The organism is Rheinheimera riviphila, from assembly GCF_004005945.1.
GTDB classification, from domain to species: domain Bacteria; phylum Pseudomonadota; class Gammaproteobacteria; order Enterobacterales; family Alteromonadaceae; genus Pararheinheimera; species Pararheinheimera riviphila.
In genome coordinates this window covers 21,765-39,301 of sequence record NZ_SACS01000016.1, presented here as the reverse complement: position 1 = coordinate 39,301, position 17,537 = coordinate 21,765, and the positions used below count along the sequence as shown (strand labels likewise).

Annotated in this window: 11 protein-coding genes; 5 read left to right on the top strand and 6 right to left on the bottom strand. The window is 50.0% G+C overall.

The annotated features are described in order from the left end of the window. Window positions 1–135: 135 nt before the first annotated feature. Both EOE67_RS14275 and EOE67_RS14270 read right to left on the bottom strand, forming a co-directional pair. Window positions 136–2,811, bottom strand: a complete 2,676-nt coding sequence (locus tag EOE67_RS14275) for a TonB-dependent receptor domain-containing protein (protein ID WP_127700014.1) — start codon at window positions 2,809–2,811, stop codon at window positions 136–138. 143 nt (window positions 2,812–2,954) lie between these two features. Further along, a complete protein-coding gene (locus tag EOE67_RS14270) occupies window positions 2,955–5,645 on the bottom strand; it encodes a hypothetical protein (RefSeq protein ID WP_127700013.1) in 2,691 nt (896 codons plus the stop codon). Between the two features lie 335 nt (window positions 5,646–5,980). On the opposite strand from EOE67_RS14270, the gene phoB reads away from it, so the two are divergent. The 5 genes from phoB (at window position 5,981) to EOE67_RS14245 (ending at window position 11,407) form a co-directional block, all read left to right on the top strand. Beyond that, a complete protein-coding gene (gene phoB / locus EOE67_RS14265) occupies window positions 5,981–6,667 on the top strand; it encodes a phosphate regulon transcriptional regulator PhoB (RefSeq protein ID WP_127700012.1) in 687 nt (228 codons plus the stop codon). A 51-nt stretch (window positions 6,668–6,718) separates the two neighbouring features. Beyond that, entirely contained in the window at window positions 6,719–8,056 is a 1,338-nt protein-coding gene (gene phoR / locus EOE67_RS14260) for a phosphate regulon sensor histidine kinase PhoR (RefSeq protein WP_127700011.1), read from the top strand. Window positions 8,057–8,275: 219 nt separating this feature from the next. Beyond that, window positions 8,276–9,253, top strand: a complete 978-nt coding sequence (locus EOE67_RS14255; RefSeq protein WP_127700010.1) for a DUF1852 domain-containing protein — start codon at window positions 8,276–8,278, stop codon at window positions 9,251–9,253. A gap of 75 nt (window positions 9,254–9,328) precedes the next feature. Continuing rightward, window positions 9,329–10,378 carry a methionine synthase gene (locus EOE67_RS14250; RefSeq protein WP_127700009.1) on the top strand — a complete coding sequence of 350 codons (1,050 nt, stop codon included), beginning with the start codon at window positions 9,329–9,331 and terminating at the stop codon, window positions 10,376–10,378. Between the two features lie 198 nt (window positions 10,379–10,576). After that, a complete protein-coding gene (locus tag EOE67_RS14245; protein ID WP_127700008.1) occupies window positions 10,577–11,407 on the top strand; it encodes a sulfite exporter TauE/SafE family protein in 831 nt (276 codons plus the stop codon). Between the two features lie 31 nt (window positions 11,408–11,438). Here the strand turns inward: EOE67_RS14245 and EOE67_RS14240 are convergent, their stop codons facing one another. From EOE67_RS14240 to ppk1, 4 genes are all read right to left on the bottom strand, one after another. Further along, window positions 11,439–12,215, bottom strand: coding sequence for a substrate-binding periplasmic protein (locus EOE67_RS14240; RefSeq protein ID WP_127700007.1), 777 nt, complete (start codon window positions 12,213–12,215; stop codon window positions 11,439–11,441). A gap of 177 nt (window positions 12,216–12,392) precedes the next feature. Beyond that, entirely contained in the window at window positions 12,393–13,688 is a 1,296-nt protein-coding gene (locus tag EOE67_RS14235) for an amidohydrolase (protein ID WP_127700006.1), read from the bottom strand. Between the two features lie 86 nt (window positions 13,689–13,774). Next, window positions 13,775–15,340, bottom strand: a complete 1,566-nt coding sequence (gene ppx, locus EOE67_RS14230; protein WP_127700005.1) for an exopolyphosphatase — start codon at window positions 15,338–15,340, stop codon at window positions 13,775–13,777. After that, the gene (gene ppk1 / locus EOE67_RS14225) at window positions 15,337–17,454 is read right to left on the bottom strand and encodes a polyphosphate kinase 1 (RefSeq protein ID WP_127700004.1); all 2,118 of its coding nucleotides are present in this window, start codon (window positions 17,452–17,454) and stop codon (window positions 15,337–15,339) included. Before ppk1 ends, ppx begins: the two co-directional genes overlap by 4 nt. Window positions 17,455–17,537 lie beyond the last annotated feature (83 nt).

The following is a 17,537-nucleotide window of genomic DNA, read 5'->3' as shown; positions in this document are numbered from 1 at the left end:
AAAGAAACAAAACTATATGACGACAGCGGCGCACTACCGCTGACGCGGTGAGTGACGCCCTACTTTTTGCACAATTCAACGGTAAAAAAAAGCCCCGGTCATCAACCAGGGCTTGGTAGTTGCACTAGAACAACCTTAGAACTTCTGGCTAAAACTCAAGCCAACGCTGACCCCTTGCTCGCGCATTTGCAGAATTTCGCCTTGTTGCAAAATTTCGATGTCGCGGTTCAGGATGTTTTTCGCCGAGAATTTCAACGAACCATCGGTAAATACGTTGTACGAGTAGACGAAGTCCAGCGAGTTGAATGGTTGCTCGTAGGCGTCGTCTTTGCCGTCGATACCGGCGAAGGCGATGCGTTTGCCGAACACGTTGTAAGTTAAAGTGGCGGTATGGTCTTCGTTGTCCGAGTCAAAACCTAATTGGAAGTTGACCACGTATTTCGAGTGACCAGTTAACGGCCTTACTAAGTTGGTCAGGTTAGTTTCACCCAGTGATTCGATTTCAATTTCTGATTCGCTGTAAGTGAAGTTACTGACCACAAAGAAGTTGTCCAGCATCTGGCCAAAATCACCTTCAAACATATCCAGTTTTTGTAACGCTTCAGCTTCGACACCGTATACTTCACCGCCGATGGCATTTCTGAATGACATCAGCAAGTTACCGTCAGAGCCTTTGAGTTCAACGGCTTCAATCGGGTTGGTTAAGTCTTTATAGAACAGACCCAGACTGTAGTTACTGCCGCTGTCCAGATATTGCTCCCAACGCAGGTCGTAGGCGCTGATGCTGGTGCTTTTCAAATCCGAAAAACCAATCACTTTAAAGTCGGTGATAGGATCAATAAACAGCACCGGTGTCACTTCCCGTAAGTCCGGACGCACCACAGTTTCGCTAAAACCGAAGCGATATTGGGTTTCTTCCGACTGCATCCAGGTCACGGCAAGGGCAGGGTACAGATCGTCTTCCTGACGTGGGAAATCAGCAACATTGCCTTGAATTTCGCCAGTGGCTGGGTTTAACGGCACTGAAATCTGGCGGAAATCTTCGTAGCGTAAACCAGCGTTCACCCGCCAGGTCATGTCGTAAGTCGCTTCGACGCCGACATAAGCGGCATCAACCTGCTGCGCTGCCACGTAATCATCAGCTTGCGCCGTCACGTCAGACAGCAAAAAGCGTTTGGCTGGGTTGCTGATATTGGCATCGGAGAAAATGTTTGAAAATGACTGACTTAACTCTTCGTTGCTAAAACCACGGGTATCCAGCTTAAAGCGGTTGGTACCGGCGTTACGCTGCCGTTCGAAGTAAGCGTAACCGGTGCTGAACGCGTATTCGGTTGAGCCGATCGTCATTGGGTACTTGGCATTCCAGCTAACGTTTTCAGTGTTGTCTTCGAGCTGACCAAACTGGTAAATGGCGGCGTTGTCGCTGCGGCGCATGGTGCGGTTGAGTAAACTGCCATCTTCGGCCAGCTGACGCACATACCGATATTCGACTTCGCTTGGCGCGTTCCGCTCAGCTTTCGCGTCGGTGTATTGCCAGTCCAGCGCTAAGTCATTTAAAAAGTCGAGCGTGTGGCGACCGCGGATCTGGTTGGTCAACATGCTGCGTTCTTCGTACAAAATCGAATAATCTTCGTTTTCACGCAGCGCTTCGTTGATGGTTTCAATCGAGTCACCAATTTTGATTTTGATCTCATCTTTGGTGTCGCTTAAATAAATGCTCGAAGTTTCAATGCGGTGGTTACTGTCAAACTCCAAACCGAAGTTCAGCATGCCAGACATTTTCACCTGATGCTCGGTACCGCGAATGTCATCATAACGATTGAGCGGCGTCAGTTCGGTGCCAGAGCTGATGGAGTAATACCGTTCCTGCTCTTTGAAGTTTTCAGATGATTTGTCGTAGCTGACACCCGCCATCACACCAAATACCGTGCTGCCGATGTCAAAACGGTTGCCGTAAGACAGGCTGGTATCGTACTCAGGGCCGATGCTTTTATTGTTGATGTCTAAATCACGGTTCAGTTCCAGACCTAAGTTGCGGTTGATTTTTTCAGCCGCCACTAAATTTGCAGGCGTGATACCGCCGAGGCCCTGAGCAATTTTCACCACATCGAGCGAGCCGTATTTATTTAGCGCATCCTGAATACCGGTGGATAAACCACGGGTGCCATCATCTTTACCACGCCAGTCGTCGCCGCCACCGCGGTAATCCAGACCGTCGTCACTGCTTAAGCTGTTGTAACCAACACCCACTGAGAAGTTGAAGATTTCTTCACGTGGAATACTGACGGTGCGGATATTGACGTTACCACCACCAAAGGCGGCTGGCAGTTCCGGCGAAAAGGCTTTTTGCACCACCATACTTTCGATAATGCCGGCCGGGAACATGTCCAGTGGCACCACGTTCCGGGTTGGATCCGGGCTTGGCACCTGGGCGCCGTTTAATAAGGTTGAAGAATAACGTTCACCCAGACCACGGACGTAGATAAATTTATCTTTCACCAGCGTCAGGCCAGTGACTCGGCGCAGGGCGGCAGCGGCATTGCTGTCACCGGCGCGGGAAATCTGTTCAATACCAAGTAATTCAGCAACATATGGTTGCTGACGGCGCTCTTCGGCTGTGGCTGCAGCGGAGCTTAATAATCTGCCGGATACACTGATCCGTTCAACTTGTTCAGCAATTGCTGCATCTGGCGCTGCGGCCGACGTTTCTTGGGCAGAGGCGGGCATGAAGGCTACGGCAGCGCTGGTGGCTAACGCCAAAAGCACACCACGGTTCACGCGACTATATACAAAACTTTGCTTGCTGCTCATTGTGACTAATTCCTGTGCTCTTGCTGATCTGCTTTGGCTGCGGCTGTTGCATCTTTGGCAATAACTACAGCGGGTACATACGTGACTTGTTGTTTCTTATATAAAAAATTGCCGCCGGCTAGTGAGGCCGGCGGCAGGGCAGGTTATTGGGTTAAACCAACAGTCCAGCCTTTGGTCCAGTCGCTGGCCGCATCAACAGCACCAACAGTGGTTGGTTTGCTGAAGAAGCTGTTCACAGTGGACATATCTTTTGGTGTGGTGGTATCGATGGTGAAGATACCGTTGATCACTGCCGCCTGGTCTACCGCTGTTTTGTTGCCGGTCTGCGCTTCAAACCATTGTTTTAAAGTGGTTGTTGCAGAGACTGAACCTTTAAACGGTTCCGGGCAGCCAATCACTGAGTGCGTCATCACTAACGAACCGGCAGCAGCTAATGCCTGAGACTGCGTGGTTTCGATTTCCAGACATTCACCCATACCGGTTGGGCCGGTGATCAGGAAGTTATGCAGCTGACCGTTTGAACCCGCGCGTAACAACACGCCTTCAGAGTCTTTTTCAGCCGATTTGTAGCTGTTACCGATAATCGTCATGTTGGCGATAGTCGGGTTCGAGATTGGTGTGGCAGAGAAGTTTGATGACTGGTTGTCACCTTCGATGCCGCGGTTCGCTTCGCTATTGTCCTTGCCGTGTTTGGCCAGGATGTATTGTGCTTTACCGTTCCAGCCGTCAGCCCAGTCGACATAGTCATCACCGTTGCTGGTCAGCACCACGTATTTCACGTTCACCGTACCACCGAAGAACTCGATACCGTCATCCAGGTTCTGGTGCACCTGAATGTGGCTGACGGTGGTGCCTGAACCAACACCAGCAAAAGTGATGCCGTTCAGTTCGTTATCCTGCAGTACTTCGAAGCCGGCGTGTTTCACTCGCACGTACTTCAGCACGCCAGAGTTATCCGCTGCATCAGCGCCACCGTATGGACCGGCGTTGCCTTCGGCTTCGATTTTACAAGCGGCCAGATTGGCCTGGTCGCACTTGTTGCTTGGTGCTTTACCCAGTAACACCATGCCGCCCCACTGACCGGCAGCCGTCGGCGCGCCAATCACGTCTTGCAGTGAAGTGAACGTGATTGGGCTTTGCTGAGTACCTTCAGCATTCATTTTTGAGCCGCGGGTTACCACTAAGAAGTCAGCACCTGAACGACCATAAACCGTTACACCAGGTTGTACTGTTAAGGTGGCCGCTGTGGTGTTATCCACACCAATACGCACGCGGCCGTTTAACACGTAATCCGCACCGGCAAGTAATGTCACATTGCTGGTGATGTCGCCTTTCAGTTCACAGTTCAGTTTGCCGGTTAACGATGCCACTTCTGACGTACCAGCCGGGCAAGCTGCGATCACAGATGCCGGGTGCAGGCCAAAAGTCCAGCCCTTGGTCCAATCAGACACACCATCAAAAGCACCGATGTAATCGACATCGTCAAACCATGAATCAACAAAGTTCGACACGTTGTAACCGTTTTTCAGCGCTGGTGACGTGCTGGCTGGCATATAACCGCCAAGCAGGGCGTCGGTTGCTTTGTTACCAGTTTGTGCCAGGAACCAGGCTTTCACGTCCAGTAAGGTATTACCGGCAGCATCTTTCGGGTTTTTGAACGGCTCTTTACAGTCGATGATTGAGTTACGCATCAGCAAACCACCGTTTTGTGATTGCTGTACCGATTGCTCAGTTTCGATTTCCAGACATTCGCCCATGCCCGCCGGGCCTTTGACGATACTGTTATAAATTTCACCAGCAGAGCCAGCGCGCAGCAAAATACCTTCAGAGTCAGCGTCGGCTGATTTGTAGTTATTGCCAAGGATGGTCATGTTAGAGATTTTTGGTTTACTGACTGGCGTCGCCGAGAAGTTTGAAGACTGGTTGTCAGCTTCAATACCGCGGTTGGCTTTGGAGTCATTTTTGCTGTGCTGGATCAGCACATGCTGCATTTTACCGGTCCAACCATCAGCCCAGTCTAATGAGTCGTCGCGGTTGCCGGTTAATACCACGTGTTTGGCATTGACCGTACCGCCGAAGAATTCCACGCCATCGTCCAGGTTGTTGTGAACCTGAATGTAGTCAACCACAGTGCCTGAACCAACACCGGCGAAAGTGATACCGTTTAATTCGTTGTCAGTAATAACTTCGTAACCGGCGTATTTCACCTGCACGAATTTTAAAATACCGCTGTTATCTTCTGGTTTGTCGCCACCGTAAGGGCCGGCGTTACCTTCAGCTTCAATTTTACAACCAGCCAGTGCTGCTTGATCGCACTTGTTACTTGGCGCTTTACCCAGTAACACGATACCACCCCATTGCGCGGCAGAATCTTCAGTCACTGAACCAATCATGTCGTTAACAGAAGTAAAGACGATTGGGCTGGCGCTGGTACCAACGGCGCGAATTTGTGAGCCACGGGCAATCACCAGATAATCAGCACCAGATTTACCAAACACTGTGGTGCCGGCTTCGATATTTAACACTGCGCTTTGCGCGTTATCGTTACCGACTGTTACTTTACCGCTTAACGCCCAGGCGATATTGGCGGTTAAGGTAGCGTCTGCTGTTAAAGTGCCGGTAATTTCACAAATGGGTTTAGACACACCACCTAAGCTGGCACCTTGTTTTGCAAAGGTCGGGCACACTGAAGTGACTGGTGGGGTGGTAGGTGTCGTTGGATTGGTTGGGTTTGCGCCAGCACCGGTATTTAATACGATGTCACCACCGCCACAACCAGCCAGCATCATTGCTGTTGCCATCGCGCTTAATTTTAAAATCTTACCAAAAGCCATTACGTTCTCCGTCTAAAGCTGTGGGTTATCGAAAACTGTGCAGACGATAGAAGAGAGGTGTGACTGTTATATGACAGAAAATCGACGTTCAGATGACAGCGCGCTGGCGCTTATGCAAATCAGGGCTTGCAGCTGGGTAAGTCAAAAAAACTTCACTAAACTGTCATGTAACTGCAAAGCGTGGCCGCGAAAAATGGTCGTAGGCGTGACAATTGAATGTGACCAATAAGTGTACTGAAATAAACAGCTTCGAAAACAAGCTGGTTTTTTCATAAAATTGTCATAATAGCCATGGATACTGCGATTATCAGATCAGTACTTACGGGTGACAGGATATGTCGAGAAGAATTTTGATTGTGGAAGATGAAGCACCAATTCGCGATATGTTGTGCTTTGTGCTGGAACAAAATGGTTATCAGGCCAGCGTGGCCGGTGACTTTGATGCGGCGATTAATCAGCTGGTAGAACCGTACCCGGATTTAGTGTTACTGGACTGGATGCTGCCTGGTGGCAGTGGTATTCAAATTGCCAAAAAAATGAAGCAACACGAGCTGACCCGCAACATCCCGATTATTATGATCACCGCCCGCGGTGAAGAAGAAGATAAAGTACGGGGCCTGGAAGTGGGCGCGGACGATTACGTCACCAAGCCGTTTTCACCAAAAGAGCTGATGGCACGCATCAAAGCGGTGATCCGCCGGGTTGCACCAACCAGCTTAGACGAAGTGATTGATGTACAAGGCTTAAAACTGGATCCGGTGTCGCACCGCGTCACTGCTTCAGACAGTCCTCTTGATATGGGACCGACCGAATTCCGGTTATTACACTTCTTTATGACCCATCCGGAGCGGGTGTACAGCCGTGAGCAGTTGCTGGACCATGTTTGGGGTACCAATGTGTATGTCGAAGACCGAACGGTCGATGTGCATATCCGCCGGTTACGTAAAGCAATTTCGGTCGCAGGTCATGACCGGTTAGTGCAAACTGTACGTGGTTCTGGCTACCGTTTTTCGGTAAAATAACCGCCGTTGTGGCGCTTTTGCCAAAGCCCAAACCTATTTTCAGCAGGTATTATGCGGTTATTACTTTCGAAACAGGCCATTCTGGTCCGATTGGTATCGATTGCGTTGGTGGTCGGTTTACTGGGCTGGTTGTTTGATCTGACGCTGGAATTTTTGCTGGTTTACCAGATGGTGTTGGTCGGCTGGCATTACAAACATTTGTTTATGCTGGATAATTGGTTGTGGCGCGATCGCAAATTGTCGCCGCCAGCCGGTGATGGCAGCTGGCAACAGGTGTTTGACGGCATTTATTACCGGCAGCGTAAGTCTCGCAAGAAAAACAAAGAGTTACGTGTATTAGTGCGTCGGTTTCGCGATGGCGCCGAAGCCTTGCCTGACGCCATTATTGTGCTCACGTCCGACTGGTCGATCATCTGGTGCAATAAACTGGCGCAGCAACTGGCTGGTTTACGCTGGCCGATGGATGAACATCAGCGCATTGATAACCTCATTCGTAACCCTGAATTCCAGCAATTTTTGCAACAAAAACAGTTTGATAGCGCACTTGAACTCGTGTCACCGCTGTCCGATGAAGTGACGCTGGAATACCGCGTGCTGCAATATGGCGAGAAGCAATATCTGCTGATCATCCGCGATATCACCCAAATCAAGCAGTTAGAGCAAATCCGCAAAGACTTTGTCGCCAACGTGTCGCATGAACTACGGACGCCGCTGACGGTATTGCAGGGTTACCTGGAAGTGATGGATGTTGACAATATGCCAGCGCCGCCGATCTGGCAAAAAGCCCATACCGTGATGCTGGAGCAAACCAAGCGGATGGACGCACTGGTGCAACAGCTATTGACCTTGTCCAGGATTGAAGCGGCAGCCAAAGTGCAGTTTGATGCGGTGGTCGACGTGCCGGCGATGCTGCATTTGCTGGAGCAGGAAGCCATTAGTTTAAATCGCGAAAAACAGCATCAGTTGCAGTTTCAGGTTGATCCCAATTTGCGGGTCACCGGCATGACAGAAGAGCTACGCAGTGCTTTTTCTAACCTCATTACCAATGCGATTAAATACACGCCACCGGGCGGTGAAATTCAGGTGTGCTGGCAACGACAGCATCAAAAAGCGTTGTTTTCGGTGACCGATAATGGCGAAGGCATCGCGCCGCACCACGTCAAACGCTTAACTGAAAGATTCTACCGCGTCGACGAAGCCCGCACCCGCAGCAGCGGTGGTACCGGCCTCGGGCTTGCCATCGTCAAACACGTATTGTCACGCCATCACAGTAAGCTGATGATTTTCAGCGAGCCAAAACGTGGCAGCAGTTTTTCCTTTAGTTTGCCGCCAGAGCTAGTGGTGGGTGTCCAAACACTACATCAACCGAAATTACCGCGTAAGAAATAACGATTAACATTCGGGGTCAGATTGTATGGCCTCGAATGCCCTCTAATTTTCACAGCCCCCCGTTTGCATGAGAAATCCTCAAGCAGAATTGCAGATAATTCGTTTTTGTTCATTTCCCCATCCGCGTATAAAGCTTCTTAAGAAGTGGCATTTAGACGTATAGCCTTCTGTTTGTCTCTGGCTTCAAGTTTGTCGCAAATCATTGGGGAGTGGATCACCATGCATAAAGATTTTACATTTTCGATTAAAAGTATTTGTTTTGATGAGCATTATTCGCCGTCAGACAAAACGCGGATGACCACCAACTTTGCTAATTTGGCGCGCGGCGACAGTCGGCAGCAGAATCTGCGTAATACCTTAAAAATGATTAACAATCGTTTTAACTCGCTGGCGCATTGGGACAATCCGGCAGGCGATCGCTATGCGGTTGAGCTGGAAATCGTGTCGGTGGATATCAATATCGAGAACGCCGGCAACGCCTTTCCGTCGATTGAGATCCTGAAAACCAGCATCCTGGATCAGCATACCCAGGAGCGGTTTGACGGCGTGGTCGGCAATAACTTTTCTTCTTATGTCCGGGATTACGATTTCAGCGTGTTGCTATTGGAACACAACAAAAATCAGCCACAATTTAGCATTCCGGCTAATTTTGGTGAGCTGCATGGCCAGTTATTCCAACATTTCGTCAACTCAGCAGCCTACAAAAACAACTTCAAAAAACCGCCGGTGATCTGCCTCAGTGTGTCCGATAACAAAATTTATCAGCGCTCAGCCAATCATCATCCGGTGCTTGGGTTTGAATATCTGCCGAATGAGTCGTCGTTGACCGAGCAGTATTTTAAGAAAATGGGCTTACAGGTGCGTTATTTCATGCCGGAGAGTTGTGTCGCGCCCTTGGCTTTTAATTTCTTTGGCGATTTGCTGAATGATTACAGCAATCTGGAGCTCATCAGCACCATCAGCACCATGGAAACCTTTCAAAAGATCTACCGGCCAGAAATTTATAATGCCCACGCCGTGGCAGGGCTGCGCTACCAACCTGATTTAAAAAGTCAGCAACATTCACTGACCAAAATTGTGTATGACCGGGAAGAGCGCAGCAAGCTGGCGATGCAGCAGGGTAAGTTTGCCGAGGAGCAATTTATCAAGCCTTACCAGAGCTTTCTTGAGCAGTGGTCGGCCAATTTCGCCCGCTAATTCAAGTAACAGTTCATACAAGAATCCAGACAAGAATCCGTACAACAATCTATTAAAATTCAGCGCGGTATGATGATGAATACGAAGACAAAAAAACTATTACCCACCTCCACTGCAGGCAGTTTACCCAAGCCGTTATGGCTGGCAGAGCCCGAAACCCTGTGGTCGCCGTGGAAATTACAAGGCGATGAACTGACCGACGGCAAAAATGATGCGTTACGCATCGCCATGCAAGAACAGCAACTGGCGGGGATTGATATCGTCAGTGATGGTGAGCAAACCCGGCAGCACTTTGTCACCACTTTTATTGAACACTTAAGCGGTGTCGACTTCACCAAACGCCAGACGGTACGCATTCGTGATCGCTATGATGCCAGTGTGCCAACGGTGGTGGGGCCTGTTTCCAGAACCAAACCGGTATTTGTCGAAGATGCGAAGTTTTTGCGCCAGCAAACCAGCAAGCCGATTAAATGGGCGCTGCCAGGTCCGATGACGATGATCGATACGCTGTATGACGATCATTATCACAGCCGGGAAAAACTGGCATGGGAATTTGCCATCATCCTTAATCAGGAAGCTAAAGAACTAGAAGCCGCCGGGGTCGATATCATTCAGTTTGATGAGCCGGCTTTTAATGTGTTTTTTGATGAAGTGAATGATTGGGGCATCGCAACCTTAGAGCGCGCTATTGAAGGTCTGAAATGCGAAACGGCGGTACATATTTGTTATGGCTACGGCATCAAAGCCAATACCGAGTGGAAAAAAACGCTGGGCTCTGAGTGGCGGCAATATGAAGCAGTGTTCCCGAAACTGCAAAAATCCGCCATCGATATTATTTCGTTAGAATGTCATAACTCGCAGGTGCCGATGGAATTGCTGGAACTGGTCCGGGGTAAAAAAATCATGGTTGGGGCCATTGATGTGGCCAGCAATATCATTGAAACCCCGGAAGACGTAGCCGCGACCCTGCGAAAAGCGCTGCAGTTTGTCGATGCCGACAAGCTTTATCCTTGCACCAACTGCGGGATGGCGCCGTTATCCCGCCAGGTGGCCCGAGATAAGCTCGTTGCACTGAATGCCGGCGCTGAAATTATCCGCCAAGAACTGCTGGCAGCTGCCAGATAGCGCCAGCACGAGCAGTATAGGGCGGACTCGCCGCGTCCGCCGTTGTGCTTTGAAATTGCGTATCACCATCCGGCGTACTGCCGCTGACGCGGCGAGTAGCGCCCTACCGTAATCCAATTAGAAACCGTAGGGCGGACTCAACCCAGCGCCCGCGCTGGGGCAGTCCGCCATTGTCTTAATCACAAGAAGTAGTCATCCATGGATCTTATCGAATTTGCCAGCACTCACCTTTTCAGCGTTTTAGCTTTAGCCGTCACTGGCATCTTCGCTGGCATTTTGGCAGGTTTATTGGGCGTGGGCGGCGGTATCGTGATTGTGCCGGTGCTGTTTTTTCTGTTCCAAAGTAATGGCGTGTCCGCCGATTCAGCCATGCTGATTGCCACAGCGACGTCACTGGCGACCATGATCCCTACCTCTTTGAGTTCAATTCGCTCGCACCGCAAGCAAGGCAATGTTGATGTTGACTTGTTGCGACGCTGGAGCTTATTTGTTGTCAGTGGTGTGTTGGTCGGAAGTTGGCTGGTGACGCGGGTTGACGGCACTATGCTGACAATCCTGTTTGGGGTGATTGCAATTTTATCTGCGCTGAACATGTTGTTTCGAACAGGGAAATCAGCACTGTTTTCACAACTACCCGGTATCACAGCGCAGCGCGTGATGGCGGCCGGTACTGGCTTTTTCAGTTCGATGGTGGGCATTGGTGGCGGGACTATTTCGGTGCCATTACTGACACTTTATAACTACCCAGTCCACCAGGCCGTCGGCACTGCTTCGGCCATCGGGTTACTAATTGCGTTGCCAGGCGCACTCACCATGCTGCTGCTTGGCAACACCCCAAATGATGCGCCGACTGGCACCATCGGCTTTGTGAATCTGCTTGGTTTTTGTTGCATCGTGCCGCTCACCGTTTTGTTCGCACCAGTAGGCGCAGCGCTGGCAGCCCGGTTGGATAGTGCGAAACTGAAAAAAATCTTCGCCATTGTTGTGCTCTGCACCGGCGTAAGGATGTTGGGACAATGTTTGTTTTAGCCAGGCAGGTTACGCTGGCTCTTTGATGGCTTTAACGATTCCGGCGCAACAGTTTTTCCACGTGCTCCGGCCGCTGGCGGGCTTCCTGTTCAATCAGGTCAATTGAACCTTGTTTCAGGTACTGCAACAAGCGTGATTCCACCTGCTGTTGCAGCTGTGGCCTGGCAAAAGCCAGCCGGTAATGTACTTTGGGTAACACATCAAAACTCTGCACTGCAGAGGCCGGCTGATGCAATTCCGCTAGTCGCCGGTAGAACGTCAGTTTGTTCAGCACTAACAATTCAGTGCGGCCTTTGAGCAGCAATTTGACCGCCTGGATATGATCAAAAACTTCCTGATAAGACGGTGCTTGCTGACTGGCCGCTGCGAATTCAGGACCAAGCACATGGCTGGCATTTTGGAATCCAACCAACTGATAATGGCTTAAATCGGCAATTTGCCGGATTTGGGCAGTAAAGTCTTTGCGGGCGAATACCAGATTATGCACTTCCAGATAAACCGGGCTGTAATAAAGGCCTGGCAGCTGGTCGCCAGATTGCCGAGTGGCGACATCAATCCGTTTTTGTTGTAATAGCTGCGTCAGCTTGGCATAAGGCGCAACCACAAACTGCACCTGATAACCAAGTTCAGTAAACAGCCGATAGGTCAACAACACATCAAAATGATAAGCGCTGCCTTGGCGACTGGCGTGGATCTGATCGGTAAAGCCGATGCCGATCACCACATCGGGTTTTGCCGCCAATACCGGCGTGCTGTTGCTAAAAAGACCAAGCAGCAACCCAATCAACCAAAGACGTGAACAGTTCATCAAAGTCCTTATGATTGCTGATGCCAACCAGCAGCAAGGGGCAGGGCGTGCATTCCATGCTGAAGCAGTGTTACTTGACTATAGGGTGCTCTAGCGACGAATGAAGCATAGCAGAACAGAAAAAAGGGGGCGTCGCTGATTGATTGCACAAACAGCGCAGCCCCCTTTGTTTACTGGTTACCCTTTATGCAGGAAATCCACAGCCAGGCCTGATAACGCCCGGACGCCATTTTCCAGCGCTGCTTCGTTCACCCGGAAAAACGGTGAGTGATTGGGGGCGGTTTTACTGATGTCAGCGCCTGCATCGGCGATGCCCAAAAAGAAAAACATCCCCGGCACTTGCTGCTGATAAAACGAAAAATCTTCCGAAGCGGTAATGGGTTTAATGCCGCTGACGCCCGCTTTACCGGCCGCCCAGTTTAAGCTTGGCATCGCCCATTCCGTCAGTTTGACGTCGTTCCAGGTTACCGCTGCAAAACTATGTTGATGAAATTCAGCGGTGGCGCCGCTAGCGGCGGTGATATGTTCGGCGGTGTGTTTCATTTTAGCCAGCAACTGCTCGCGCATCTGCGGGTCAAAAGTGCGGACGGTGCCGCCAAGCACCACTTCTTCCGGAATAATATTCCAGCGCACACCACCATGCACCTGGCCAATAGACATGACGGCGGGCGCTTGGGTCACATCCAACTGACGCGCCGGAATTTGGTGTAAAGCGGTGATCAGTTGGCCGCTAACGGCAACCGGGTCAATACCACGCCATGGGCTTGAACCATGCACCTGCACGCCTTTGACTTTAATTTCAAAACTGTCAGCCGCCGCCATAATGCCTTCAGCTTTCACCTGCAACTGACCCGTTGGCCCTGGCCAGACGTGGATACCGAAAATGGCATCAGGTTTGTTCTTCGCAAACAGTCCTTGTTTTAGCATTAATGACGCGCCGCCTTCTTCACCCGCTGGCGCGCCTTCTTCGGCCGGTTGGAAGATAAACATCACGCTGCCCGCCAATTCTTTTTGATGCTTGCTCAGCACCGTCGCGGCGCCGAGGAGCATCGCCACATGCGCATCATGACCACAAGCGTGCATCACGCCAACTTGCTGGCCGTTGTACTCGGCAGTTGCTTTGGAGGCAAAGGGCAGATCAACCTGTTCTTTGACCGGTAAGGCGTCCATATCGGCACGCAGCGCCACCAACGGGCCGGGCTTAGCGCCTTTTAAAATCGCGACCACCCCGGTATGGGCGATGCCGGTTTGCACTTCCAGACCTAACTTTTTGAGTTCAATGGCCACCATTTTACTGGTGCGAAATTCGCGGTTGGACAATTCCGGATGTTGATGTAAATCACGCCGCCATTCGATGACTTTTGGCATGAGAGCCTGAATATCAGTGGCTAGGGCGGCTTTTAAATCTGCCGCGAATAATGCGGGCGACGACAGCGTGGCAGCTGTCATGATGGCAATAAGAGATAAACGCATGCTGGTTCCCAAAATAGGCTAAGGTCTATTCAAGGTAACTAATTTTAAAGCATAAGCCAACTTTTACAGTACAAGCCAACTGAAGCTTAATCTTCGATGACGTCCTTGGGCACTCCCGGACATTCCAGAGTGAAATCAATCCGCTTCAGAAATTGTTGTTCCGTGATGAGGTCGGCCACCAGCACCGTTTGTTGTTCAGTCCAATGCTCGGGTAATTGCAATTGCAGGGCATGATCGCTGGCGGTCAGTTGTAGTTGCGGCAGCATATCGTCGCGGCGTTTTTGATTGAGTAAAATCGCCAAGCGGAAAATCACCAGGGCGTAACATAAATCCTGTGCGGTATAGAGGTAAAAATCAGGGAAATCTTCCGGCTTAATTTTCCGGCGGTGAAAACGCACCAGGCAGCCAAGCAGTTGCTGTTGTTCCTGATTAAACCCCGGCAGGTTGGCGTTATACAGAATATAGGCACTGTGCCTTTGCACGCTGGACGAGTTAATTTGCAGGCCAATTTCGAACACCGCTGAGGCAAACGACAATAACTGCTGCCAGTTGTCGTGAAGTTGCCAGCGTTCTTGCACCTGACTAAAAATCTCCAGTGCCGTGGTCTGCACCCGTCTCGCCTGAGCGACATCAACGGCATAACGTTTTACCAGACTCTGGATAGTATGGCTTTTAATATCCTGATGTTGCAGCCGGTCGCTCATTTCATACAGCACACCTTCGCGTAGCGCAGCATCGACATAGACCATTTGCTCGATGCCAAGCATTTGAAAGGCGGCAATCAAAATAGCTAAACCGGGTGCCAGTAACAGCTTACGATCGTCGGTCAGGCCTGGTAAATCCAGCAGCTCACAGCTGTCAACGGTTAGCACTAATTCTTTGATTTTTAATAAATGTTCCAGCTCGATACAGTGCGGATGCCAGCCAAAACCGGTGACAATATCTTTGATAGTTTTAATGGTGCCGGAAGTGCCAACCGCCTGTTGCCAGCCAGTGCTGCGATAGGCATTGACGATATTTTCCAGTTCCTGCTCGGCCTGTAATACCGCACGCTCAAAGCGTTTGTCGCTGATTTTACCGCGGGCAAAAAACTGCTTGGCATAACTGACACAGCCCATATTACGGCTGGCTAATTTCAGTGGCTGAAAGTCGATGCCGATGGCAAATTCGGTACTGCCACCACCAATATCCATCACCAGCCGTTGATCGGCGTAGTGCTCAAAATGGGCCACGCCCTGATAAATAAAGCGCGCTTCTTCCTGACCTGAAATCACTTCAATCGGAAAGGGAAAGACGGTTTTGGCTTTGTGCAAAAAACTATTGGCGTTTTTCGCCCGGCGCAAGGTGTAAGTGGCAATCACCCGCACTGCAGAAGGTGGTACACCTTTGAGCGTATCGGCAAATTGCGCCAACACGTTCAGGCCACGCGCCATTGCTTCATCGCTAAGCATTTGTTGATCGTCGAGGCCGTCGGCTAACTGGACTTTTTGCTTCTCCCGGTGCAACAACTGCAAGGCACCATCCACAATTCTGGCGATCACCAGGTGGAAACTGTTGGAGCCTAAATCAACGGCCGCAATCAGTTCGGCGGCCGGAATGGCGTCGGCCGCGCTGGCACTGGCCGAGCTTGCAATAGGAGTTAAATGGGTCATTGTTCTGCCTGAATAGTCGGACCAAAATGCTGGCCTGCCAGATAATCGTAGATGGCCTGCTGCGAGCGGATACTCTTTTTGTTACCACGTTTGACGTAGTTATTTTGCTGCTGAGCGTCAATGATACGGGCTTTCACGTTATCGTGCCATTGCAAATCCAGTACCGTCATAATTTGCTGTTTGATTTTGGCATCGTAAATCGGCACGCCAACTTCGACCCGCTGATCAATATTGCGGGTCATCCAGTCGGCAGAAGATAAGTACAAGTCGATGTCGCCACCGTTCAGGAACTGATAAACCCGCGCGTGTTCCAGATAGCGGTCGAGCACGCTAATCACCTGAATATTCTTACTTTTCCCCGCGACTCCCGGAATAAGCGAACACATGCCACGCACGATAATGCGGATCTTCACCCCGGCCTGACTGGCTTTGTAGAGCAAATCAACAATTTCGTTATCCACCAGGTTGTTGATTTTGAGCAAAATTTCCGCATTGCGGCCGCTGGTGGCAAAATCCATTTCCCGCTGAATAAGCGCGGTTAACTTGGCTCGACTCCAGGTGGGCGATACAATTAAGTGGTTAAATTTAAAAGGTTTATAGCTGTATTCAATAAACTCGAACACCTGGTCTACTTCATCACAAATTTCATCGTGGCAGGTGAACAAGCTCATATCGGTGTAAATGCGCGCAGTTTTTTCATTAAAATTACCGGTGCCGATATGGGCGTATTTCACCGCTTTGCCTTTTTCCTGACGGGTGATCAAACATAACTTTGAGTGAATTTTTAAGGTAGTCAGGCCAAATACCACCTGAATACCGGCCTGGGTCATTCTCCTCGCCCAGTGGATATTATTTTCTTCGTCAAAACGCGCTTTGAGCTCAACCACCACTGTCACTTTTTTGCCGTTGCGCACCGCATCCAGCAACGACTGGATCACCCGTGAGTTTTTCGCGACGCGATACATGGTCATTTTGATCGAGCTAACTTTCGGGTCAAATGACGCTTGCCGTACCCATTCAGTGAAATAGGTAAAGTTGTGATAAGGGTAGTGCAGCAGCACATCGTTACTGCGAATGGCATCAAAAGTGGTGGTATGTTGTTCAAAATCCGGACTGGGCAGCGGCGGTAGTGACGGATATTCCAGGCTGGCGTGGCCGATATTCGGGAAGCTGATAAAGTCTTTAAAATTGCGGTAGCGGCTGCCAGGAATGAGCGAATCCAGCGAACTGGCGCCGAGCTGTTTTTTCAGAATTTTCAGCATATGCTCTGGCATCGTCGCATCGTACACCAGCCGCACCGGCTCTGATTCCAACCGTTGGCGGATGCCTTTGGACATCTTGTCGAGCAAGCTCTGATCCAGGGTGTCGCTTAAGTTATATTCGGCATCTTTGGTTAATTTCAGCGAAAAAGCCTGAATGTCGCAAAACTCAAAAAAGCCGCGGAAAAGGTCATGCAGACAATGAATGATTAAATCATCCAGCATCATAAACTGATGGCGATAACGGCCGCGTTTTTTGGTTTTATTTAAGTACAGCGGCAGTTCGATAAACCGCGACACTTCGTCGGTCGGCACCTGCACAATGGCATATTCGGCTTTGTTGGTACCGGTCATTTCTACCATCAGGTAGGTGGCGTTGTCTTCAAGACGTTTGGATAAATGCAGATCTTCATTCGATAATAAAATCGGCGAGATATGCCGCAGTACCCGCTCCCGAAAGTAGGTGCGGATCCAGGCCGACTGCGATTCATTCAGTTTGTGATGGTCGATAAATTCAATGTTGTGCTTGCGCAGTTCGAGCAATAACTCCAAGTAGATGCCATTGAATTTATCACCTAATTTCAGCACGTTACGCTGAATTTTTAACATCAGCTCTTCGGCGTCTTCTTCTTCGGAATGGTATTTTTTCAGCAGGATACGTCGCTTCACATCAGCCACCCGTACCCGATAAAACTCATCCATATTGTTGGAGTAAATACCCAGAAAACGCAGGCGTTCGATCAAGGGATTGCGCTCGTCCGCGGCTTCCTGCAATACCCGCTCGTTAAAAGCTAACCAACTCAGTTCTTTAGGGAAATAATGCAATTCGTTCACTGTCGGTAGTTGTGCATTCATAGACAAACCAATGATCTTTGTGGATGAAGGCTTACTCTATGGCAATTTGATGAAAGATTTATGAACAAGATAGCTGTTGCCAG